Source organism: Streptomyces sp. NTD91, assembly GCF_059510455.1.
In genome coordinates this window covers 1-17,660 of sequence record NZ_JCAJZW010000008.1, presented here as the reverse complement: position 1 = coordinate 17,660, position 17,660 = coordinate 1, and the positions used below count along the sequence as shown (strand labels likewise).

The following is a 17,660-nucleotide window of genomic DNA, read 5'->3' as shown; positions in this document are numbered from 1 at the left end:
CGACCACCGTACTGCGCGGGGCGCTGGGGGCGGTGCGAAACGGACAAAAACACGTCGTGTGCGTCAGCGGCGCAGTGCCGAGGCCGCCGTCGCCGTCACCGCCTCGGCCAGCGCGGCCAGCGCGGGGGAGTCGAGCCTCCACTGCTGCCAGTACAGCATGGCGTCCATCCACTCCCGGGCCAGCAGGACCAGCCGGCCCTCCGCCAGCAGCGGCGCCGCCTGGACCTCGGGCACCATGCCCCAGCCGAGCCCGGCGGCGACCGCGTCCAGGAACCCCTCCGAGGTGGGCACGAGGTGCCTGAGCGGACCGGCGGAACCGCGGCCGAGCCGGCGTACGAAGGCGTCCTGGAAGTCGTCCTTGCGGTCGAAGACGACGACGGGTGCCTCGGGCAGGGCATCGGCCAGCGGCCGGCCGTCCAGCTGGGCCGCGCTGAACTCCGATGCGGCGACCGGGAGATACCGCATCCGGCCGAGCGGCCGGACCGTGCAGCCCGGCACCGCGTCGACGGCGGTGGTCACCGCCGCCATCACCAGGCCCTCGCGCAGCAGGGCCGCGGTGTGGTCCTCGTCCTCCCGGTGCAGCTCGAAGCAGAGCCCCGGCAGCCGGGCCAGCGCCGGCAGGAACCAGGTCGCCAGCGAGTCCGCGTTCACTGCCACCGACACCCGCGTCGGCTCCCCGGCGCCGCTCAGACCCAGTTCGCCCCAGGCGTCCCGCTCCAGCCGCGCGAGCTGCCGGGCGTACCGGACCAGCACCGCTCCCGACTCCGTGGGCCGCGCCGGTTTGGTGCGCTGCAGCAGCACCCGTCCGGTGCGCTGTTCGAGCGCCTTGACCCGCTGGCTGACCGCCGACGGCGTCACGTGCAGGGCGGCGGCCGCGGCGTCGAAGGTGCCCTCGTCCACCACGGCGAGCAGTGTCCGGATCTGGTCCAGCGGCAGGTCGGGCATCATGGGGACTAAAGATACCTAAGAATCTTTAGCTGTACTTCGGATCGCCCTCTTCGTAGCGTCGAGCGCATGAACCACGCCCTGACCGCCGCTGCCGCAGGATTCGGCACCGGCCTCTCGCTGATCGTCGCCATCGGCGCCCAGAACGCCTTCGTCCTGCGACAAGGGGTCCGCCGGGACGCCGTTCTCGCGGTGGTCGGCATCTGCGCCCTGTCGGACGCGGTGCTCATCGCCCTCGGCGTCGGCGGGGTGGGGGCGGTCGTGGTGGCGTGGCCGGGCGCGGTCCGGGCGGTCGGGGTCGTCGGCGGTCTCTTCCTGCTCTGTTACGGCGTCCTCGCCGCGCGCCGGGTGCTCAGGCGGGCCGCGGCGGCGCTGAGCACCGAGGGGGAGGCCGCCGGCTCACGGCGTCGCGCGGTGCTCACCTGTCTGGCGATGACATGGCTGAACCCGCACGTCTACCTGGACACCGTGTTCCTGCTCGGCTCCCTCGCCGCCGACCGCGGCGCGCTGCGCTGGACCTTCGGACTCGGTGCCGCGTTCGCCAGCCTGTGCTGGTTCGCCGCGCTCGGCTTCGGAGCCCGGCTGCTCGGGCGGCTCCTGGCCCGGCCGGCGGCCTGGCGGGTCCTGGACGGCCTGGTCGCCGCCACCATGCTGGCACTGGGGGCCACGCTGATGGCCGGATCCTGAGGCCACGGCCTCCGGCGTGCACCGGGGTTGCTGAGATAGTTAGGCTCTCGAATCGAAAAGATGTAGTCGGCAACCTCTATGCGCACCAGGACACCCGTGGACACGAGCGAGAGCAGCACCACCGAACGCGACACCGCGCCGGACCGGGCGGCCCCGCCCCGGCGCGGCTGGCGCCGCTGGGCGATGGACACCCGCCCGCTGTGCGTCCCCGCCTACCGGCGCCTGTGGACGTCGACGATCGTCACCGCCGTCGGCAGCCAGCTCACCGCCGTGGCCGTGCCCAAGCAGATCTACGACATCACGCACTCCTCGGCGTGGGTCGGCTACGCGAGCCTGGCCGGACTCGTGCCGATGGTGGCGTTCGCGCTGTGGGGCGGCGCGGTCGCCGACACCGTGGACCGCCGCAAGCTGCTGCTGGTCACCAACACCGGCATCGCGGTCACCTCGCTGCTGTTCTGGGCGCAGGCCGTCACCGGGCTCCGGTCCGTCGTCGTGCTCATGGTGCTGCTCGCCTTCCAGCAGGCGTTCTTCGGCCTGAACTCCCCGGCCCGCAACGCCTCCATCGCCCGCCTCGTCCCCGCCGAGCAGTTGCCCGCCGCCAACGCGCTCGGTTCCACGGTGATGCAGTCCGGCCTGGTGGCGGGCCCGCTGCTGGCCGGTGTGCTGATCCCGGTCATCGGGCTGCCCGAGCTGTATCTCATCGACGCCGTGGCGCTGTGCGTGACCGTGTGGGCCGTCGTCCGGCTGCCCCCGCTGCCGCCGCTCGGCGAGGTCACCGCCCGCCGGGCCGGGGTGCGCGAGATCGCCGCGGGGTTCCGGTACATGTCCCGGCACGAGGTGCTGCTGCTGTCCTTCCTCGCCGACATCGTCGCCATGGTGTTCGGCATGCCGCGCGCCCTGTTCCCGCAGCTCGCGGCCCAGACCTACGACTCCTGGAGCGAGGGGCTCGCGCTCGGTGTGCTGTTCGCCGGCATCCCGGTCGGCGCGGTGCTGGGCGGACTGTTCTCCGGGGTGTTCTCGCGGGCCCGCCGGCACGGCTGGATGGTCGTCGGGGCGGTCGTCGGCTGGGGCGCGGCCATCGCCGGCTTCGGGCTGAGCGGCAACCTCTGGGTGGCCCTCGCCTTCCTCGCCGCGGCCGGGGTCGCCGACATGGTCTCGATGGTGTTCCGCGGCGCGATCCTGCTGTCGGCCGCCACCGACGAGATGCGCGGCCGGATGCAGGGCGTGTTCACGGTGGTCGTCGCGGGCGGCCCGCGCCTGGCCGACGTGCTGCACGGCACGGCCGGCTCCGCGTTCGGCACCCGCGTCGCGGTGGCGGGCGGCGGCGCCCTGGTCGTCGTGGTGATGCTGGCCCTGACGGCCGCCGTACCGGCGCTGCGCCGGTACCGGATCTGAGCTACATCAGACCGGTACGGCGCTGGATGGCGTACTGGTCCATCAGCTTGCCCCGGGTGGTCTCCAGGCGGTGGGCGAGGATCTCGGCCACCGTCCGCACCAGCGAGAGGCCGAGCAGCGGGTCCTCCACGCACAGCGCGAGCACGGAGGGCCCGTCGAACTCGTAGGCGCGTACGTCGGTGAAGGCCACCGCCCCGAAGTCCCACTGGTACGGCGGGAACAGCCAGGACCAGCCGAGCATGTCGCCCGCGCCGAGGGAGGCCACCGTCACCCGCTGCCGGGAGGTGACCTGGGTGTCGAGATGGACCGCTCCCGAACGGATCACCCAGAACCGGTCGGCGGTACCGCCCGCCTCGAAGATGCGGGTGTCCTCCCGGAACGCGACCTCCTTGGCCAGTTCCATCAGGCGCTCGCGTTGTGCCTGGGGGAGGGCGGTGAGCAGTTTGATGGCTTTGGTCATGGCCCGGGGCTCCTCGCCGGCGGCGGTTCGGGTGTTTTCCCTAAGCCCATTTCAGCCGCTGCAGCCCCACCGGGCACCTCGAAGGGCACGGTCGTTCTCGGTGCGTCCCCGGTCCGGCACCGGTTCGGGGCAGTAAAAAGCCCTGGCTGGACGGGGGAAACCAGCCAGGGCCGCATGCGGTGGTACGCGTGGAGGGAGGAAGGACGGCTTCCGTCACCTCCGGCACCACGTATGTATGAACGATAAACCATCTGACGGTCTTTCCACCAATCGGCAGGTGATCACGTGACCTGTTTCACGCCTCCGGCCGCGGGTGGCTGCCGGCCCGGACAGGTGATCTCCGTCAGCACCCGCGCCACGGCCTCGAAGGCCCACGCCCGGACCGCCGCCTCCCGTGCGGCGTCCGGGTCGGTCGCCGTCAGGCTCTGCGCGCGCTCCCGCCAGGATTTCTCCTCCTCGGCCGCGTGGTCCCGGCCCCGCTGGATGCGCCGCAACAACTCGTCCGCGTCCACGACATCGGTCATACCGGTCTCATACCCGGCAGTTCCGTGGTGATGACACGGGCACGGCATGTGTTTGAGGGCAGCGACAGGGGTCAGCCGAAAAGAAGACATGGTAACGATCCGGGCACCGCTCAGGGAGGAAGGGATGCGCGACACGCACCGGAACAGTGCCTCCGCGACACGGCGGGAACCGTGCCGCCGACTGCCGTCCCGGCCGGCCGACGCCCGCAGAACCGTTCAGTGCGTGGTGGCCGAGCGGTGCAGGGCCCGCGCCATCCCCTGTGGTGCCGAGGCCATGGCGGACGCCCTGCTGGTCGCCTCGGAACTCACCACCAACGCCATCCTGCACGGCGGCGGCATCACCGGCTTCGACGTCGACGTCGACTCCGGCGGCGTACGGGTCTCGGTGAGCGACAACAGCGACGAACTGCCCATGTCCGCCCCGCCCGTCGAGGAGCGGAGTCTGCTCGGCGGGCGGGGCTGGCCCATCGTCTGCCGCCTGGCCCGGGACGTCCGGGTGGCCCAGCTGCCCTGGGGGGGCAAACGCATCACGGCCGTCGTACCGCTGCACTGAGTCCGCGCGGAAGTTCCGCTCCACGGCGTTTGCTCCCCGAACCGGGGGGCAGGTGGAATCTCGTGCTTCGGACCGGAGGCGCGCACCCCGGCGGGACCGTATGACCGCCCGGGTCCGCCTCCCGGCGGCCCGGGCGACGATCCCGCGGCGACCTGACACCACCGTTCGGGCCACGCTCCGGAACCTCGCGTCCGGCGGTGTGCCCTGAAACCACGTTCAGGAGCGATTCCGCATGCTGACCGATATGTCGACAAGCCGTTCCGGCACGCCCTCCACGGATTCCGCCGCCGCCACGTCCACGCGGCGGCACCATGACGACGCTCCCGACACCGCGGAGCTGTTCGCCCGGCTCGCGGAACTGGACGACGGCCCCGAACGGGACGCCGTACGCGACGAACTCGTCGCCGCCTGGCTGCCCATGGCCCACCGGATCGCGAGCCGGTTCCGCGACCGGGGCGAGTCCGTCGAGGACCTGCGGCAGGTGGCCGCGCTCGGACTGGTCAAGGCCGTCGACCGCTTCGACCCGTCCCGCGGGGCCTTCGAGAGCTACGCCGTGCCGACCATCACCGGCGAGGTCAAGCGGCACTTCAGGGACCGCATGTGGGCCCTCAGGGTGCCGCGCCGGGTGCAGGAACTGCGCAACCGGGTGCGGGTGGCCCGCCGCGAACTCACCCAGCACCCCGGCAGCCCCGAACCCACCGTCGCCGCCATCGCGGCCCACACGGGCCTGAGCGAGGAGGAGGTCACGGCGGGCCTGGAGGCGCTGGAGAGCTTCAGCACCCTGTCCCTGGACGCCGAACTGTCCACCGGCGACGACGGCTACAGCCTCGCCGACACCCTCGGCGCGGCCGACTCCTCGTACGACGTCGTGGTCGACCGCGAGGCCGCCAAGGAGGGCCTGCGCCGGCTCCCCGAGCGCGAGCGGGCCATCCTCTACATGAGGTTCTTCGAGGACATGACGCAGAGCCGCATCGCCGACCGGCTGGGCATCTCCCAGATGCACGTCTCCCGGCTGATCAGCCGCAGCTGCGCCCGGGTCCGCGACGAGGCCATGGGCAGGCGCGCGGGCGGGCACGGGCCGGCCTGAGCGCCCGGCCGGCCGGGCGTCACCGCTTCGGCCGCGCCGGCGCGGTGGCCAGGCCCAGTGGCCGGGCGAGACCCACGACCGCCTCGTCCAGCCGCTGCAGATGGCGCAGCACCCGGTCGGTCACCCGGCCGTAGCGGGGGGTGCGCAGGGTTCCCGGCTCCAGCATCGAGGCGATGCTGGGGCCGGACTCGATCTGCGCCCCGGTATGCGGGTCGGCGACCTGCGCGGCGATCGCCTCGATGTTGCGCACGATCCGCGCGCACGCCCCGCGCAGCCGGGGATCCGCCGCGATCGACGGATGCGTCGGGAGCAACTCGGCGGTGGCCGCGAGCGAGCGCCCGTGGTAGGCGCAGGTCTCCAGCAGCGCCATCACGTACCGGGCGGTGTCCCGGCGGGAGCGCAGCGGTGTGACCGGATGCGTCAGCGGCTGCGTGGCCGCGCGCAGATCGGCCAGCGCCTGGTCCAGACCGCGCGCCTGCTCCACCAGATCGGCGCCCGTCCCGCCGCTCAACTGGTCGACGGCGGACCGGGTGACCCCGGCGAGCCGCTCCAGGACCGTGACGAGGAGTTCGTTCGTACGGCGGTCGGTGCGGACCGGCAGCACCACCGCCGCGGCGATCACCCCGCAGGCCGCGCCGAGCGCCGTCTCCTCCACGCGCAGCACCAGCACCGCCATGCTGTAGGTGTTCAGCAGCGTGTAGAGCAGCCCGAGCATCGCGGTGACGAAGAAGGACATCAGCGTGTACGACAGGGGTGCCGTGTAGAACATCGCGAAGACGAACGCCAGTACCAGCGCGAACGCCGTCCAGGTGTGGTGCCCGACCAGCCCGGCGAGCCCGATACCGGCCACCACCCCGAGTACCGTGCCCAGCAGCCGCCGATAGCCCTTGACCAGGATCTCACCGGTCGAGGCGGTGTTGAGGAACACGATCCAGCAGGTCAGCACGGCCCAGTACCAGCGCTGACTGGACAGCATCTCGCCGCCCGCGATGGCCAGCGCGGAACCCACCGCCACCTGGACCGCGGCCCGTGTGGTGGGCCGCTGCAGACCGGCCGGCGCCGGCTCCGCTGCCTCGGCCTCCCCGCCCGCCTCGATCGCGGCGTGCTCCGCGTCCAGTTCCTCGCGCGAGCGGGTCGTCGCCGGGGTGTCGTCGGACTCGTCCTGCGGCCCGTCGAGCGCCATCCGCAGACCCAGTGAGGCCCGGGCCGCCTCACCCAGCCCTCGGAAGACGTCCTGCACGGCCGGCGACGCCTTCGGCAGGTTCTCCTCCTCGCGGTAGCCGAGGAGCCGGTTGCGCACATGGGCGAGCGCGGTGCCCCGGGCCTCGCCGACCGGACGCAGCATCAGCAGCCGCAGCGCCTGCAGATCCCGGCGCAGCGCCTTCGACGCCTCGTCACGCACCGGCAGCTCACCGCCGGACGGCAAAGGGGCGCCCGGCAGATGGAGGGTCAGGGTGTCGGTCCGCTCGGCGCTGCGTGCGGTGAGCAGCAGCAGCCCGAGCCGCTCCGAGGCGATCTCGGCGTCCGCGACCCGCCGCTGCAGCAGCCGGGCCACCGCCGGGTCGGAGGTGCCGTCCTCCAGCCGCCCCTGGATCATCAGCGCCGTCTCGTGCAGCCGCGCGGTGGCGGTGCGCAGGTCGTCCAGCACCTTGTCCACGTCGTCCGGGCCGGCGTCCAGCAACTCGACCTGGACGGCGATCAGCTGGGCGAGCCGGGCCCGGAACGCCCGCCGCAGCCGGTCCAGGGTGCCCGCAGGGGTCTGCGGCAGCAGCACGAAGCGCGCGGCGGCGCTGCACGCGAACGCACCGCAGATCACGCCGTACAGCGCGGGCAGCGCCGAGACGGTCGCGCGCACGAACAGGGACAGGAAGTAGACCTGAAAGCCGATCAGGCCGAGTGCCGTGCCGCGGTCGCCGAACCGGCGGCCGTAGACCGCGCAGAAGATCAGGGCGATGAAGAACAGGTCGCCCGCGACGACCCGTTGGTTCAGCAGCGCGCCCAGCGACACCGACGCCAGGGCCACCGGCAGGCCGAGCGCGAGGGTCATCGCCTGCTTCGAGCGCTGCTTCTCGCGGACGGCGAAGGTCGACACCATCGCCGCCATGGCACCGGCGACCAGATGGGGCACCGGCACCCGCAGGACGGCCAGGACGGCGAGGGCGAGCGCGATCGCGGTGACCGTGCGCGCCCCCGCCGTCAGCCGGAGCAGGCCGGGATCGGACGCCGCGAGCCGGTCCAGCATCCGTACCCGCCCGGCTCGCCCCGCTGTGCTCACTGCGCCGCGCTCTCTCCCGTGCCGGACAACGATCTCTGCCCCAGCATCGCACGACCGTCCGGGTCGGATCATGGAGGATTCCGGCGCACTGCCTCTCCTCCGTCGGCGAGAGGACGGACCGCCCGCCGCTGACCTCGGCGGCCGCCGCTGCGACGGCAGGCGATCGGCGGCACCGGTGAATCCGCTCCCCTCACGGACTCTGCGCGCCCCGGCCCTCCACCCGGGCCCTCACCTGTTCCGGTGTCAGATACGCATCGGTGAACTCGAAGTCCTTCAGCCGGGCCGGCTTGCGGGCCTGGAAGCCGGTGCGGACGAAATCGTCGCCGGCCACCGCGTTCAGCAGCCAGTTGGTCATCACCCGGGCCTTGGCGACGTTGGTGCGCAGCGCCGACCAGTGGTAGCCGCGGGCGACCGCCTGGGCCGGCACCCCGCGCAGCTCGATGCCGAGCGGCTTGGACACCGCGTCCTTGCCGCCGAGGTCGACCACGAGCCCCAGGTCGTGGTGCACATACGGCTGCATCGGCTGACCCCGCAGCGTCGCGATGACGTTGTCGGCGACCTGCCTGCCCTGGCGCATGGCGTGCTGGGCGGTGGGCGGGCAGACCGCGCCGTCGCCCTTGGCCAGATCCGGTACGGCGGCCGAGTCGCCGAGCGCGAACACCCCGTCGTAGCCCGGCAGGCACATCTCGGGTGTGACCGCCAGCCGGCCCCGCACCGTCTCCGCCCCGAGCGTGGCCATCAGCGGGCTCGCCACCACGCCGGCCGTCCAGATCAGCGTGTGCGTCGGCACCACCCGGCCGTCGGTGAAGGTGACCTCCTCCGCACCGGCCTTCTCGATCGACACGCCCAGCGACACCTCGATGCCGCGCCGCCCGAGGATCTCCTGCGCGCTGCGGCCGAGCTTCTCGCCCAGCTCCGGCATCAGTTTGGGCGCGATGTCGATCAGGTGCCACCTGATCAGGCCGGGGTCCAGCCGCGGGTAGCGCTGGACGGCGGCGTGCGTGAGCCGTTGCAGACAGGCGGCGGTCTCGGTGCCGGCGTATCCGCCGCCGACCACCACGAACTGCAGCCGCGCGGCCCGCTCGGCGGGGTCGTCGCTGGCGTCCGCGAGGTCGAGCTGCGTGATGACGTGGTCGCGGATGTAGGCGGCCTCGGCGAGGGTCTTCATGCCGAAGGCGTGCTCGGTCAGCCCGGGGATGTCGAAGGTGCGGGTCACGCTGCCGGGCGCCATGACGATGTAGTCGTAGGGCTCGTTGACGACCTTGTCGGTGATGGTGCGGACGACACACGCCTTCGCCTTCAGGTCCACGCCGATCGCGCCGCCGGGGATGATCCGGGTGCGGTACTTCTTGCTGCGGCGCAGGCTCAGGGCGATCGACTGGGGCGTGAGCACGCCGGAGGCGACCTGGGGCAGCAGCGGCAGATACAGCTGGTAGGAGTTCGGCGTCACCAGGGTGACGTCGGCCTCGACGGGAGCGAGTTTCCGCTCCAGGCGGCGGACGCACCCGACTCCGGCGAAGCCGGCGCCAACCACCAGGATCCTGGGTCGTGTCACGGTGTTCATCCCTTTCTGCGGCTCCAGGCGGTCCGACTCGACGCGGTTCGCTCGCCCTGGATCGGTGCGCACCACCCCGATCCCACCGTGACCCGAGCCGTCCCGCCAGCTGGGTACGGCAGGCAGACGAACGCGTGGACACCAACCTGCCCCCCGTGGGGCCGGAGTAACCGGATGTCGTCCGCCTACACGTCGTGGGCGGGCGTTCACCAGGGCAGGAACACGTGGATGTCCTTGCCCTCGTCGTGCACGACGACGCTGACCTGCGTGCACAGCGTGTGCACCAGGTGCCAGCCGATACCGCCGCCGCCCGTGCGGGGATGGAAGGGCCGTGGCTCCGGCTTGGTCGTGCTGGTGTCGCGCATCGTCACGTGCACCCCGTCGAAGGTACGGCGCATCCGCAGACCGAACGGCCCGGGCGCGTACTGGATCACGTTCGCGGCCAGTTCGGTCACGACCAGCAGGATGTCGTCCCAGTACTCGGGCGCGGCCGGTGGTGCCTGTGTGGCGAGCGCACCGAGGAAGTCCTCCGCGGCGAGCCGGGCCTCTGTGACATTGCGCAGTTCGCCGTCGAAGGAGAAGGTGCGCTCGTACCAGTCCTCCGAAGGCGGTGTGTCGTCCCCGCGCGGCTCCGTCGCCATCTCGCAATCCCCGGTCCGGGCGGACGAGGCCTGCGGGGCCCCTGCGGCCCGGACGGTCGTAGGTGCTGATCTCATTCTGCGCTAGCGGGTTCCCCGGGCGGGGGCGGGCTACCCGTCCGCCCCGCTCCCTCCTCACGGTGTGGCCGCCCGGCGAGTGAAGTCAGCGGAAGACATCGTCCGGTTCGTCCCAGTCCGCCGGTTCCTCCGGGGCCCGCGACCTGCGGGACCGCGCGTCGTACATCGCCTCGATCTCCGCGGCGTAGTGTCGCACGATCGCGTCCCGGCGCAGCTTCAGCGACGGGGTGAGCAGCCCGTTGTCCGTGGCGAAAGGCTCCTGGAACACCCGGTAGACCCTGATCGACTCCGCGCGGGACACGGCGCTGTTGGCCGAGGCGACGGCCCGCGCGATCTCCTCCCGCAGCGCGTTCTCCTCGCGGCTCTCCCGGCCCGGACTGTCGCCCTGCAGCGCGAGCGCGGTCCGCCAGTGCGCGAGGAAGTCCGGTTCCAGGGTGATCAGGGCGCCGACGCAGGGCCGGTCGTCGCCGATCACCACCGCCTGGTGGATCAGCGGGTGCATCCGCAGCCGCTCCTCCAGCGGGGCCGGGGCGACGCTCTTGCCGCCGCTGGTGACGATGATGTCCTTCTTGCGCCCGGTGATGGTCAGATAACCCTCAAAGTCCAGCCGCCCGATGTCCCCGGTGGCCAGCCAGCCGCCGCGCAGCGCGGCCCGCGTCGCCCACTCGTCGCCGACGTAGCCCTGGAACACCGACGGACCGCGCACCAGGATCTCCCCGTCGTCGGCCACCTGGACCTCCGTGCCCGGCAGCGGCCGGCCCACCGTTCCGGACTTCTCGCGGCCGAGCGGCTGCATGGTGATCCCGCCGGAGGCCTCGGTCAGGCCGTACCCGTCGTGGAGGAACACGCCGATGCCCTCGTAGAACAGGGTCAGCTCGCGGCTGAGCGAGGAACCGCCCGAGGTGCCGCGCACCACCCGCCCGCCGAACGCCGAGCGCAGCCTGCGGTACACCGTCCGCTCGAACAGGGCGTGCTGCACCCTGAGGTCGAACCCGGGACCCGGCCCGGTGCCCAGCCGGCGGCGCTCCTCGGCCGCCGCGAAGTCCCGGGCGGTCTGCGCGGCCCGCTCGAACAGGCCGCCGCGGCCCGCCTGCTGCGCGGTCCGCAGGAAGTTCTTGTAGAGCCTTTCGAACACCGACGGCACTCCGTACAGGTACGTCGGCCGGAACGTGCTCAGCGCCGATGCCAGCGACTCCTCGGTCAGCTCGGGCTCGTGCGCCATCAGAACGCCGCCGCGCACACAGGTCAGCATGATCATGAGACCGTACACGTGGGAGAACGGCAGGAACGCCAGGACCGACGGCTGCTCGCCCGGCGGGGCCGCGGTGTGCAGCCAGCCGGCCAGCAGCGTGTCGCAGGGGTAGGCGAGGTTGCGGTGGCTCAGCGCGCAGCCCTGGGGGCGGCCGGAGGTGCCGGAGGTGTAGACGACCGCCGCGGTGGCGTCCGGCAGCACGATCCGGCGCAGCGACTCAACGGTGGTGTACGGCACGACCGCGCCCTGCTCGACGAGGCCGGACAGCGCGCCCGCGTCCAGCTGCCAGACGTGCTGCAGCCGCGGCAGGCCCGCGCACGCCGTGCCGACGGTCATCACGCCCTGCTCGTCCTCCACGGCCACGGCCACACAGCCGGCGTCCCGCAGGATCCACTCGACCTGGTCCCGCGAGGACGCCGGATGGATCGGCACGATCTCCGCGCCCACCACCCACAGCGCGTGCGCAAGCACGGTCCACTCGTAGCGGGTGCGGGACATCACGGCCACCCGGTGGCCGGGGGACATCCCCGCGGCGATCAGCCCCTTGGCCAGGTCGACCACCTCGTCCCGCAGCTCCACGGCCGTCACCTCCTGCCACGCGGTGGCGGTGGAGTCCAGGCGGTACGCGAGTACCGGCAGGGTGGGACGCAGGTCCGCGGTGTCGAAGACACTGTCGGCGAGGCCGCCGGTGAGCGGCGGGGCAACGGCGGGAGCGAGGGCGTCGTCACGCATGCACTGCTCCTGGATGTACGGAGGGTCACACCGCCGATCGGCTCAGTGTCGGCGGTGCTCGAATCTAGCCCAGCGGACAGCGTTCGGAGCCGGTAACGGAGAAGTCGTGATCGGCTGATGATCTGGCCGTGTCCTGGGGACTCGGCAGACATGAGTCATGTGAACCCCGATCCGGAACCCGAGCGCAGCACCGGTCTGGAGCCCGGCGGTTCGGTACCGCCCGGCGAGACCCCGCCCGCCGAGAGCAGTATGCCCGAGGCTGGGCCCCGGGAGACGCACAATCCACCGCGGGGCTGGGCCAAGGCCCCGCTGACGCTCATCCTGCTCGTCGTCGTCCTGGTCGCGGCAGGCTTCCTGGCGTACGCACTGGCGCTGATCTTCTGACCGCAGCGCTCAGCCCTGGGTGTGCCGTACGCACTCGGTGACGACGCCCCGCAGGCCGCCGGTCCGCTCCAGCAGTCGGCGCTGTTCGCGTGCGCCATTGCCCCGGCGCAGCAGCTCGGCGATTCCGTGCTCGGCGCGCGCCGCGTCACCGGCGGCGGTGAGCGCGTCCGCGGTGTGCTCCAGCAGGGAGCGCAGCACGTGCGCGACGGGACCCGGCCGCATGGTCGCCGGGTCGAGCAGCTCCGTCTCCAGGCCGAACCGGGCGGCCTGCCAGTCGGCGAGCCGCAGCAGGCTCACGCTGTGGCCGGGCGCCGGCCGGCCCGCCCGCCAGTCCCGCGCCGCCGTCTCCACGAGCGCGCGGGTCAGCGTCGCGATCAGCGCCGCGGTGTCCGCGCTGAGGCACACGTCGGCCACCCGGACCTCCACCGTCGGATAGCGGACGGCGAGCCGTGCGTCGAAGTAGACCATCCCCTTGTCCAGCAGGGTTCCGGTGGCCACCATGTCCGCCACCCGCCGGTGGTACCGCTCGGCCGACCCGAACGGCTCCGTCGGCCCGGCCGACGGCCACCGGTTCCACACCCGGCTGCGGTAGCTGGCGTAGCTGGTGTCCTTTCCCTGCCAGAACGGCGAGTTCGCGCTGATCGCGCGCAGCACGGGCAGCCAGGGCCGGATCCGGTCGAGGACGGCGACGCCCTCCTCGTCCGACTCCACGCACACATGCACATGGCAGCCGCACACCAGCTGCTCCCAGGTCGGTATGCCGTAGCGGTCGGCCAGCCACTCGTAGCGGTCGTTCACGCTCAGGTCGGGGCTGACCGGCAGGGGCGAGGTGGCCAGGGCCACGACCGCGCAGCCGAGTTCCCCGGCGTGCCGGGCCGCCTCCTTGCGGCAGCGCACGATCTCCTCGCCGAGGGCTGCCATGTCCTCCTGGGGATGGGTGGCGAACTCCAGCATCTGCCGGAACAGCTCCTTCTCGAACACGTGCTGCCCGGGAGCGTCATGGGCGACCCGGGCGAGGACGGCCGCCGCCAGCGCCTTCGGGTCGCCGCTCTCGGGATCGACCAGGAGGAGTTCCTCCTCCACTCCGACGGTGCGCACCTGGTGCCACCCCTCCGTGTCCGTGCCATGAGGGCAGTCGTGGGCCTTCACGACCCCGACTGCCCCTGGGCGAGCCGCCGACACCTGTGCCTCAGCGTTCCGCCCCGAACCATGTGGTGGCGAGCGGAGGCAGCGTGAGCCGCAGGAACCCGTCCTCGGGCCTGAGCGTTCCCTCGTTGCCGACCCCGCTGCCGCCGTAGCGGACGTCGTCGGTGTTCAGCTCCTCCTGCCAGGCCGGGATCCCGTCCGGAACCCACAGCCGGTAGTCCTGCCGGACGACAGGGGAGAAGTTCGACACCGCGAGCAGGGGGGAGCCGTCGGCGGCGAAGCGCAGGAACGCGAAGACGTTGTCGTCCGCCGCGTCGCACAGCACCCACTGGAAGCCCGCCGGGTCGGTGTCCCGCTGCCACAGCGCCGGCGTCGCCCGGTACACGGTGTTCAGGTCCCGTACGAGATCCTTCACGCCCCGGTGGTCGCCCGCCGAGTGGTAGTCGTCGCCGAGGAGCCACCACTCGGGTCCGTGCGCCTCCGACCACTCGGCCCCCTGCGCGAACTCCTGCCCCATGAACAGCAGCTGTTTGCCGGGGTGGGCCCACATGAAGCCCAGATAGGCCCGGTGGTTGGCGCGCCGCTGCCACCAGTCGCCGGGCATCTTCGACACCAGAGCCTGCTTGCCGTGCACGACCTCGTCGTGGGAGATCGGCAGCACGTAGTTCTCGCTGTAGGCGTACACCATCGAGAAGGTCATCTCGTTGTGGTGGTACTTGCGGTGCACCGGCTCCTTCTGGATGTACTGCAGCGAGTCGTGCATCCAGCCCATGTTCCACTTCAGCCCGAAGCCGAGGCCGCCGCTGTCCGTGGGCCGGGTCACCCCGTCCCAGGCCGTGGACTCCTCGGCGATGGTCACCACGCCCGGGCAGCGTCGGTAGACGGTGGCGTTCATCTCCTGCAGGAAGGCGACCGCGTCCAGGTCCTCCCGCCCGCCGAAGACGTTCGGCTCCCACTGGCCGGAGTCCCGCGAGTAGTCCAGATAGAGCATCGAGGCGACGGCGTCCACCCGCAGCCCGTCGACGTGGAACTCCTCGCACCAGTAGACCGCGTTGGCGACGAGGAAGTTGCGCACCTCGGTGCGGCCGTAGTCGAACTCGTACGTCCCCCAGTCCGGGTGCTCGGCGCGCGTGGCGTTCCCGGGTTCGTACAGCGGATCCCCGTCGAACCGGGCCAGCGCCCAGTCGTCCTTGGGGAAGTGCGCCGGCACCCAGTCCATGATCACCCCGATGCCGGCCCGGTGCAGCGCGTCCACCAGGTACCGGAAGTCGTCCGGGGAGCCGAGACGGGGCGTCGGCGCGTAGTAGGAGGTGACCTGGTAGCCCCAGGAGCCGCTGAACGGATGCCCGGCGACCGGCATCAGCTCGACATGGGTGAAGCCCATCTCCTTGACGTAGGCGGGCAGTTCAGCAGCGAGTCGGCGATACGTCAGCCCAGCCTTCCAGGACGGCAGATGTACCTCGTACACCGAGAACGGTGCCTGGTGCACGGGGGTGTCGCCCCGGTGGGCCATCCACTCCGCGTCGCCCCACGCGTACCGCGAGGCCGTGACGACCGACGCCGTGTCCGGCGGCACCTCCGTGCACCGCGCCATCGGATCGGCCTTGAGGAACCGGTGGCCGTAGCGCGAGGTGATCTCGAACTTGTACCGGGCACCCTCGCCGATCCCGGGCAGGAACAGTTCCCACACCCCGGACGCGCCGAGTGAGCGCATCGGGTACTGCGTCCCGTCCCAGTACGTGAAGTCACCGGCCACCCGCACCCCCTGGGCGTTGGGTGCCCAGACGGTGAAGCGGGTGCCGGCCACGCCCTGGTGCGTCATCGGCTCGGCGCCGAGCGCCTGCCACAACTGCTCGTGCCGGCCCTCCCGGATCAGGTGCAGGTCCAGCTCGCCGAGGGCGGGCAGGAAGCGGTAGGGGTCGTGCGCCTCCAGTTCCACGTCGTCGTACGCCACCAGCAGCGTGTACGACGGGATCTCCGGACACGGCAGGACGGCCGCGAAGAGGCCGTCGCCCTCGGAGTGCAGCGCGCTGCGTTTCCCGTCGACGACGACGCTCACCGCGCGCGCGTTCGGCCGCAGCGCCCGGAACAGCGTGCCGCCCGGGACCGGGCGGGCGCCCAGCAGGGCGTGCGGATCGTGGTGGGCGCCGTCGAGCAGCCGGCCGCGGTCGGCCGGGTCGAGCGGTGCGGCCCTGACCGGCGCGGGGCCGGCGGCCTCGGGGAGTGTGGTGTCGCGCAGGGCCATGACCTCAGCCTCCCCACACGGCGAGCCGCTTGATCGCCGCCATCGGTACCGGCAGCCAGTCCGGCCGGTGTCTCGCCTCGTACAGCACCTCGTAGACCGCCCTGTCCGTCTCGTGCGCGCGCAGCAGCGCGTGCTTCTTGCGTGGATCCCAGCCGGCGCGGGCCGCGTAGCCCGCGCAGAACGCCTCCCGGCAGCGGCGCGCCCATTCGGGTCGCCAGGGGCGGCGCTGCCGGGCCGCGTAGTCGAAGGAGCGCAGCATCCCCGCCACGTCCCGTACCGGGGACTGCGGGACACACCGCTCGGCGAGCGGCCGGGACGGCTCACCCTCGAAGTCGATGACGAACCAGTCGCGCCCGGCCCGGAGCACCTGCCCGAGGTGCAGGTCCCCGTGGATGCGCTGTGCCGGTGGCCCCGTGTCGCAGGTGGCGAGCGCCGCGAAGGCGGCCCTGAGCCCCGGCACGAAGGGCAGCAGCCCCGGCACGGCGTGCGCGGCCGCGTCCAGCCTGGCGCACATCGCCTCGGCCGTGCGGACGTTCTCGCCCGGCCCGGCCGGCCCGAACGCCTCGGCGAGCGCCAGATGTACCTCCGCCATCGCGCGGCCCAGCTCCCGGGCCTCGGCGGTGAAGTCGTCACCGGAGGCGAGCGCGCGCAGCGCCAGCGTCCAGCCGTCGGTCGCGTCCGGCAGGAACGGCTGCAACACGCCCAGCGTGGCCGGCTGCGGCGCGGTCGTGCCGAACCAGGCCACCGGCGCGGGCACCCGGGTGCAGCCCTGCGCGGCCAGCGCGGCCGTCACCTCCAGGTCCGGATTGACGCCCGGCTGGATCCGGCGGAACAGCTTCAGGATGTAGGCGTCGCCGTACACGATCGAGGAGTTGGACTGCTCGGCGTCCAGCAGTCGCGGCGGCAGGCCGCCGGGCACGTCGGCGGTCGGGTCCGCCTCGAACCGCAGCGGCCCTGCCGCGCCGGGCTGCCGCAGCCGCTCCAGCAGCAGATGCGCCGAGCGGGGGTCCTGCAACGCGTCGTACACGGCGAGCCCGGCGAGGGGACCCCGCTCGGCCCGCCCGAGGTACGCCCGCTCCAGCCGTGGGGCGAGGTGCTCACGCAGGCCGAGCAGCAACTGGTAGCAGTCACCGGGCGGAGGAGTCCCGCCCGGGGCGGGCACGGGCGCGTGCCAGGTGTGCACCAGCAGATGCAGACACCCCGGGAACAGCTCGGTCACGGACAGCACGGAAAGATCGGTGACGGGCCGGTCCTTGCCCGCGAACCAGCGTTGCCTCGGCAGCCACTCGCGCAGCAGCCCGCCCAGAGAGGTGAGGGGGCCGTCGGGGCCCGCCACCGCTCTCGGTCGGACGGTGATGGTCTTCGGCATGGTGACGCGTCCTTTCCTCGGCGCCGGTCGTTCAGCGTCGGCGGCCGATGCGGGATGCGACTCGGGTGAGCCGGAACCAGTAGAAGCCGTGGCCCTGCAGGGTCAGCAGGTAGGGGAGTTCGCCGATCGCCGGGAAGCGGACGCCGCCGATCAGCTCGACCGGGTGCCGCCCGTCGTAGGCACGCAGGTCGAGTTCCGTGGGCTGTGCGAAGCGGGAGAAGTTGTGGACGCACAGCACAAGGTCGTCCTCGTACTCCCGTAGGAAGGCGAGCACCGCCGGGTTGGTGGACTGCAACTCGGTGTAGGAGCCCAGCCCGAAGGCGGGGTTCTGCTTG

General features: G+C 72.4%; 16 protein-coding genes. 5 read left to right on the top strand and 11 right to left on the bottom strand.

Annotated elements, in window-relative coordinates:
• Window positions 1-63 precede the first annotated feature (63 nt).
• Window positions 64-948 carry a LysR family transcriptional regulator ArgP gene (locus AC5WRT_RS11615; protein ID WP_496100193.1) on the bottom strand — a complete coding sequence of 295 codons (885 nt, stop codon included), beginning with the start codon at window positions 946-948 and terminating at the stop codon, window positions 64-66.
• Between the two features lie 66 nt (window positions 949-1,014).
• Here AC5WRT_RS11615 and AC5WRT_RS11610 point away from each other — a divergent pair, with 66 nt between their 5' ends.
• Together AC5WRT_RS11610 and AC5WRT_RS11605 are read left to right on the top strand one after the other, a co-directional pair.
• Window positions 1,015-1,632, top strand: a complete 618-nt coding sequence (locus AC5WRT_RS11610) for a LysE/ArgO family amino acid transporter (RefSeq protein ID WP_496096145.1) — start codon at window positions 1,015-1,017, stop codon at window positions 1,630-1,632.
• Between the two features lie 96 nt (window positions 1,633-1,728).
• Complete coding sequence (locus AC5WRT_RS11605; RefSeq protein ID WP_496096144.1) at window positions 1,729-3,027, top strand: MFS transporter; 1,299 nt, start codon at window positions 1,729-1,731, stop codon at window positions 3,025-3,027.
• A 1-nt stretch (window position 3,028) separates the two neighbouring features.
• Here AC5WRT_RS11605 and AC5WRT_RS11600 read toward each other — a convergent pair whose 3' ends face one another.
• Both AC5WRT_RS11600 and AC5WRT_RS11595 read right to left on the bottom strand, forming a co-directional pair.
• Window positions 3,029-3,487, bottom strand: coding sequence for a cyclic nucleotide-binding domain-containing protein (locus AC5WRT_RS11600; protein WP_496096143.1), 459 nt, complete (start codon window positions 3,485-3,487; stop codon window positions 3,029-3,031).
• Window positions 3,488-3,768: 281 nt separating this feature from the next.
• Window positions 3,769-4,011 (bottom strand): hypothetical protein, encoded by a 243-nt coding sequence (locus tag AC5WRT_RS11595; RefSeq protein WP_496096142.1) that lies wholly within the window; start codon window positions 4,009-4,011, stop codon window positions 3,769-3,771.
• 124 nt (window positions 4,012-4,135) lie between these two features.
• Between AC5WRT_RS11595 and AC5WRT_RS11590 the strand changes: the two genes are divergently transcribed.
• Both AC5WRT_RS11590 and AC5WRT_RS11585 read left to right on the top strand, forming a co-directional pair.
• Window positions 4,136-4,564, top strand: a complete 429-nt coding sequence (locus AC5WRT_RS11590) for an ATP-binding protein (RefSeq protein ID WP_496100192.1) — start codon at window positions 4,136-4,138, stop codon at window positions 4,562-4,564.
• A gap of 232 nt (window positions 4,565-4,796) precedes the next feature.
• The gene (locus AC5WRT_RS11585; RefSeq protein ID WP_496096140.1) at window positions 4,797-5,651 is read left to right on the top strand and encodes an RNA polymerase sigma factor SigF; all 855 of its coding nucleotides are present in this window, start codon (window positions 4,797-4,799) and stop codon (window positions 5,649-5,651) included.
• Between the two features lie 19 nt (window positions 5,652-5,670).
• Here AC5WRT_RS11585 and AC5WRT_RS11580 read toward each other — a convergent pair whose 3' ends face one another.
• From AC5WRT_RS11580 to AC5WRT_RS11565, 4 genes are all read right to left on the bottom strand, one after another.
• Complete coding sequence (locus tag AC5WRT_RS11580) at window positions 5,671-7,893, bottom strand: FUSC family protein (protein ID WP_496096242.1); 2,223 nt, start codon at window positions 7,891-7,893, stop codon at window positions 5,671-5,673.
• Between the two features lie 223 nt (window positions 7,894-8,116).
• Complete coding sequence (locus AC5WRT_RS11575) at window positions 8,117-9,490, bottom strand: NAD(P)/FAD-dependent oxidoreductase (RefSeq protein WP_496096139.1); 1,374 nt, start codon at window positions 9,488-9,490, stop codon at window positions 8,117-8,119.
• Window positions 9,491-9,687: 197 nt separating this feature from the next.
• On the bottom strand, window positions 9,688-10,122 hold the full coding sequence (locus tag AC5WRT_RS11570) for an ATP-binding protein (protein WP_496096138.1): 435 nt from the start codon (window positions 10,120-10,122) through the stop codon (window positions 9,688-9,690).
• Between the two features lie 160 nt (window positions 10,123-10,282).
• Window positions 10,283-12,181: an AMP-dependent synthetase/ligase gene (locus AC5WRT_RS11565; protein WP_496096137.1), complete on the bottom strand. Its 1,899-nt coding sequence runs from the start codon at window positions 12,179-12,181 to the stop codon at window positions 10,283-10,285.
• A gap of 150 nt (window positions 12,182-12,331) precedes the next feature.
• On the opposite strand from AC5WRT_RS11565, the gene AC5WRT_RS11560 reads away from it, so the two are divergent.
• Window positions 12,332-12,565 carry a DUF6480 family protein gene (locus AC5WRT_RS11560; protein WP_496096136.1) on the top strand — a complete coding sequence of 78 codons (234 nt, stop codon included), beginning with the start codon at window positions 12,332-12,334 and terminating at the stop codon, window positions 12,563-12,565.
• A gap of 9 nt (window positions 12,566-12,574) precedes the next feature.
• Here the strand turns inward: AC5WRT_RS11560 and AC5WRT_RS11555 are convergent, their stop codons facing one another.
• From AC5WRT_RS11555 to AC5WRT_RS11540, 4 genes are all read right to left on the bottom strand, one after another.
• Window positions 12,575-13,663 (bottom strand): glutamate--cysteine ligase 2, encoded by a 1,089-nt coding sequence (locus tag AC5WRT_RS11555; RefSeq protein WP_496096135.1) that lies wholly within the window; start codon window positions 13,661-13,663, stop codon window positions 12,575-12,577.
• Between the two features lie 91 nt (window positions 13,664-13,754).
• Entirely contained in the window at window positions 13,755-15,956 is a 2,202-nt protein-coding gene (gene glgB / locus AC5WRT_RS11550) for a 1,4-alpha-glucan branching enzyme (RefSeq protein ID WP_496096134.1), read from the bottom strand.
• Window positions 15,957-15,960: 4 nt separating this feature from the next.
• A complete protein-coding gene (locus tag AC5WRT_RS11545) occupies window positions 15,961-17,325 on the bottom strand; it encodes a maltokinase N-terminal cap-like domain-containing protein (protein WP_496096133.1) in 1,365 nt (454 codons plus the stop codon).
• A gap of 31 nt (window positions 17,326-17,356) precedes the next feature.
• Window positions 17,357-17,660, bottom strand: a 304-nt coding sequence (locus tag AC5WRT_RS11540; protein WP_496096132.1) for an alpha-glucosidase C-terminal domain-containing protein, incomplete at its 5' end; no start/stop codon positions are given.

What these genes read in the sequence shown, in the direction of transcription:
- AC5WRT_RS11590 (WP_496100192.1), top strand. Translation starts at nt 4,136, where the DNA reads ATGCGCGACACGCACCGGAACAGTGCCTCCGCGACACGGCGGGAACCG.
- AC5WRT_RS11560 (WP_496096136.1), top strand. Translation starts at nt 12,332, where the DNA reads ATGAGTCATGTGAACCCCGATCCGGAACCCGAGCGCAGCACCGGTCTG.
- AC5WRT_RS11570 (WP_496096138.1), bottom strand. Translation starts at nt 10,122, where the DNA reads ATGGCGACGGAGCCGCGCGGGGACGACACACCGCCTTCGGAGGACTGG.
- AC5WRT_RS11580 (WP_496096242.1), bottom strand. Translation starts at nt 7,893, where the DNA reads ATGCTGGACCGGCTCGCGGCGTCCGATCCCGGCCTGCTCCGGCTGACG.
- AC5WRT_RS11600 (WP_496096143.1), bottom strand. Translation starts at nt 3,487, where the DNA reads ATGACCAAAGCCATCAAACTGCTCACCGCCCTCCCCCAGGCACAACGC.
- AC5WRT_RS11615 (WP_496100193.1), bottom strand. Translation starts at nt 948, where the DNA reads ATGATGCCCGACCTGCCGCTGGACCAGATCCGGACACTGCTCGCCGTG.
- AC5WRT_RS11610 (WP_496096145.1), top strand. Translation starts at nt 1,015, where the DNA reads ATGAACCACGCCCTGACCGCCGCTGCCGCAGGATTCGGCACCGGCCTC.
- glgB (WP_496096134.1), bottom strand. Translation starts at nt 15,956, where the DNA reads ATGGCCCTGCGCGACACCACACTCCCCGAGGCCGCCGGCCCCGCGCCG.
- AC5WRT_RS11585 (WP_496096140.1), top strand. Translation starts at nt 4,797, where the DNA reads ATGCTGACCGATATGTCGACAAGCCGTTCCGGCACGCCCTCCACGGAT.
- AC5WRT_RS11545 (WP_496096133.1), bottom strand. Translation starts at nt 17,325, where the DNA reads ATGCCGAAGACCATCACCGTCCGACCGAGAGCGGTGGCGGGCCCCGAC.
- AC5WRT_RS11595 (WP_496096142.1), bottom strand. Translation starts at nt 4,011, where the DNA reads ATGACCGATGTCGTGGACGCGGACGAGTTGTTGCGGCGCATCCAGCGG.
- AC5WRT_RS11565 (WP_496096137.1), bottom strand. Translation starts at nt 12,181, where the DNA reads ATGCGTGACGACGCCCTCGCTCCCGCCGTTGCCCCGCCGCTCACCGGC.
- AC5WRT_RS11575 (WP_496096139.1), bottom strand. Translation starts at nt 9,490, where the DNA reads ATGAACACCGTGACACGACCCAGGATCCTGGTGGTTGGCGCCGGCTTC.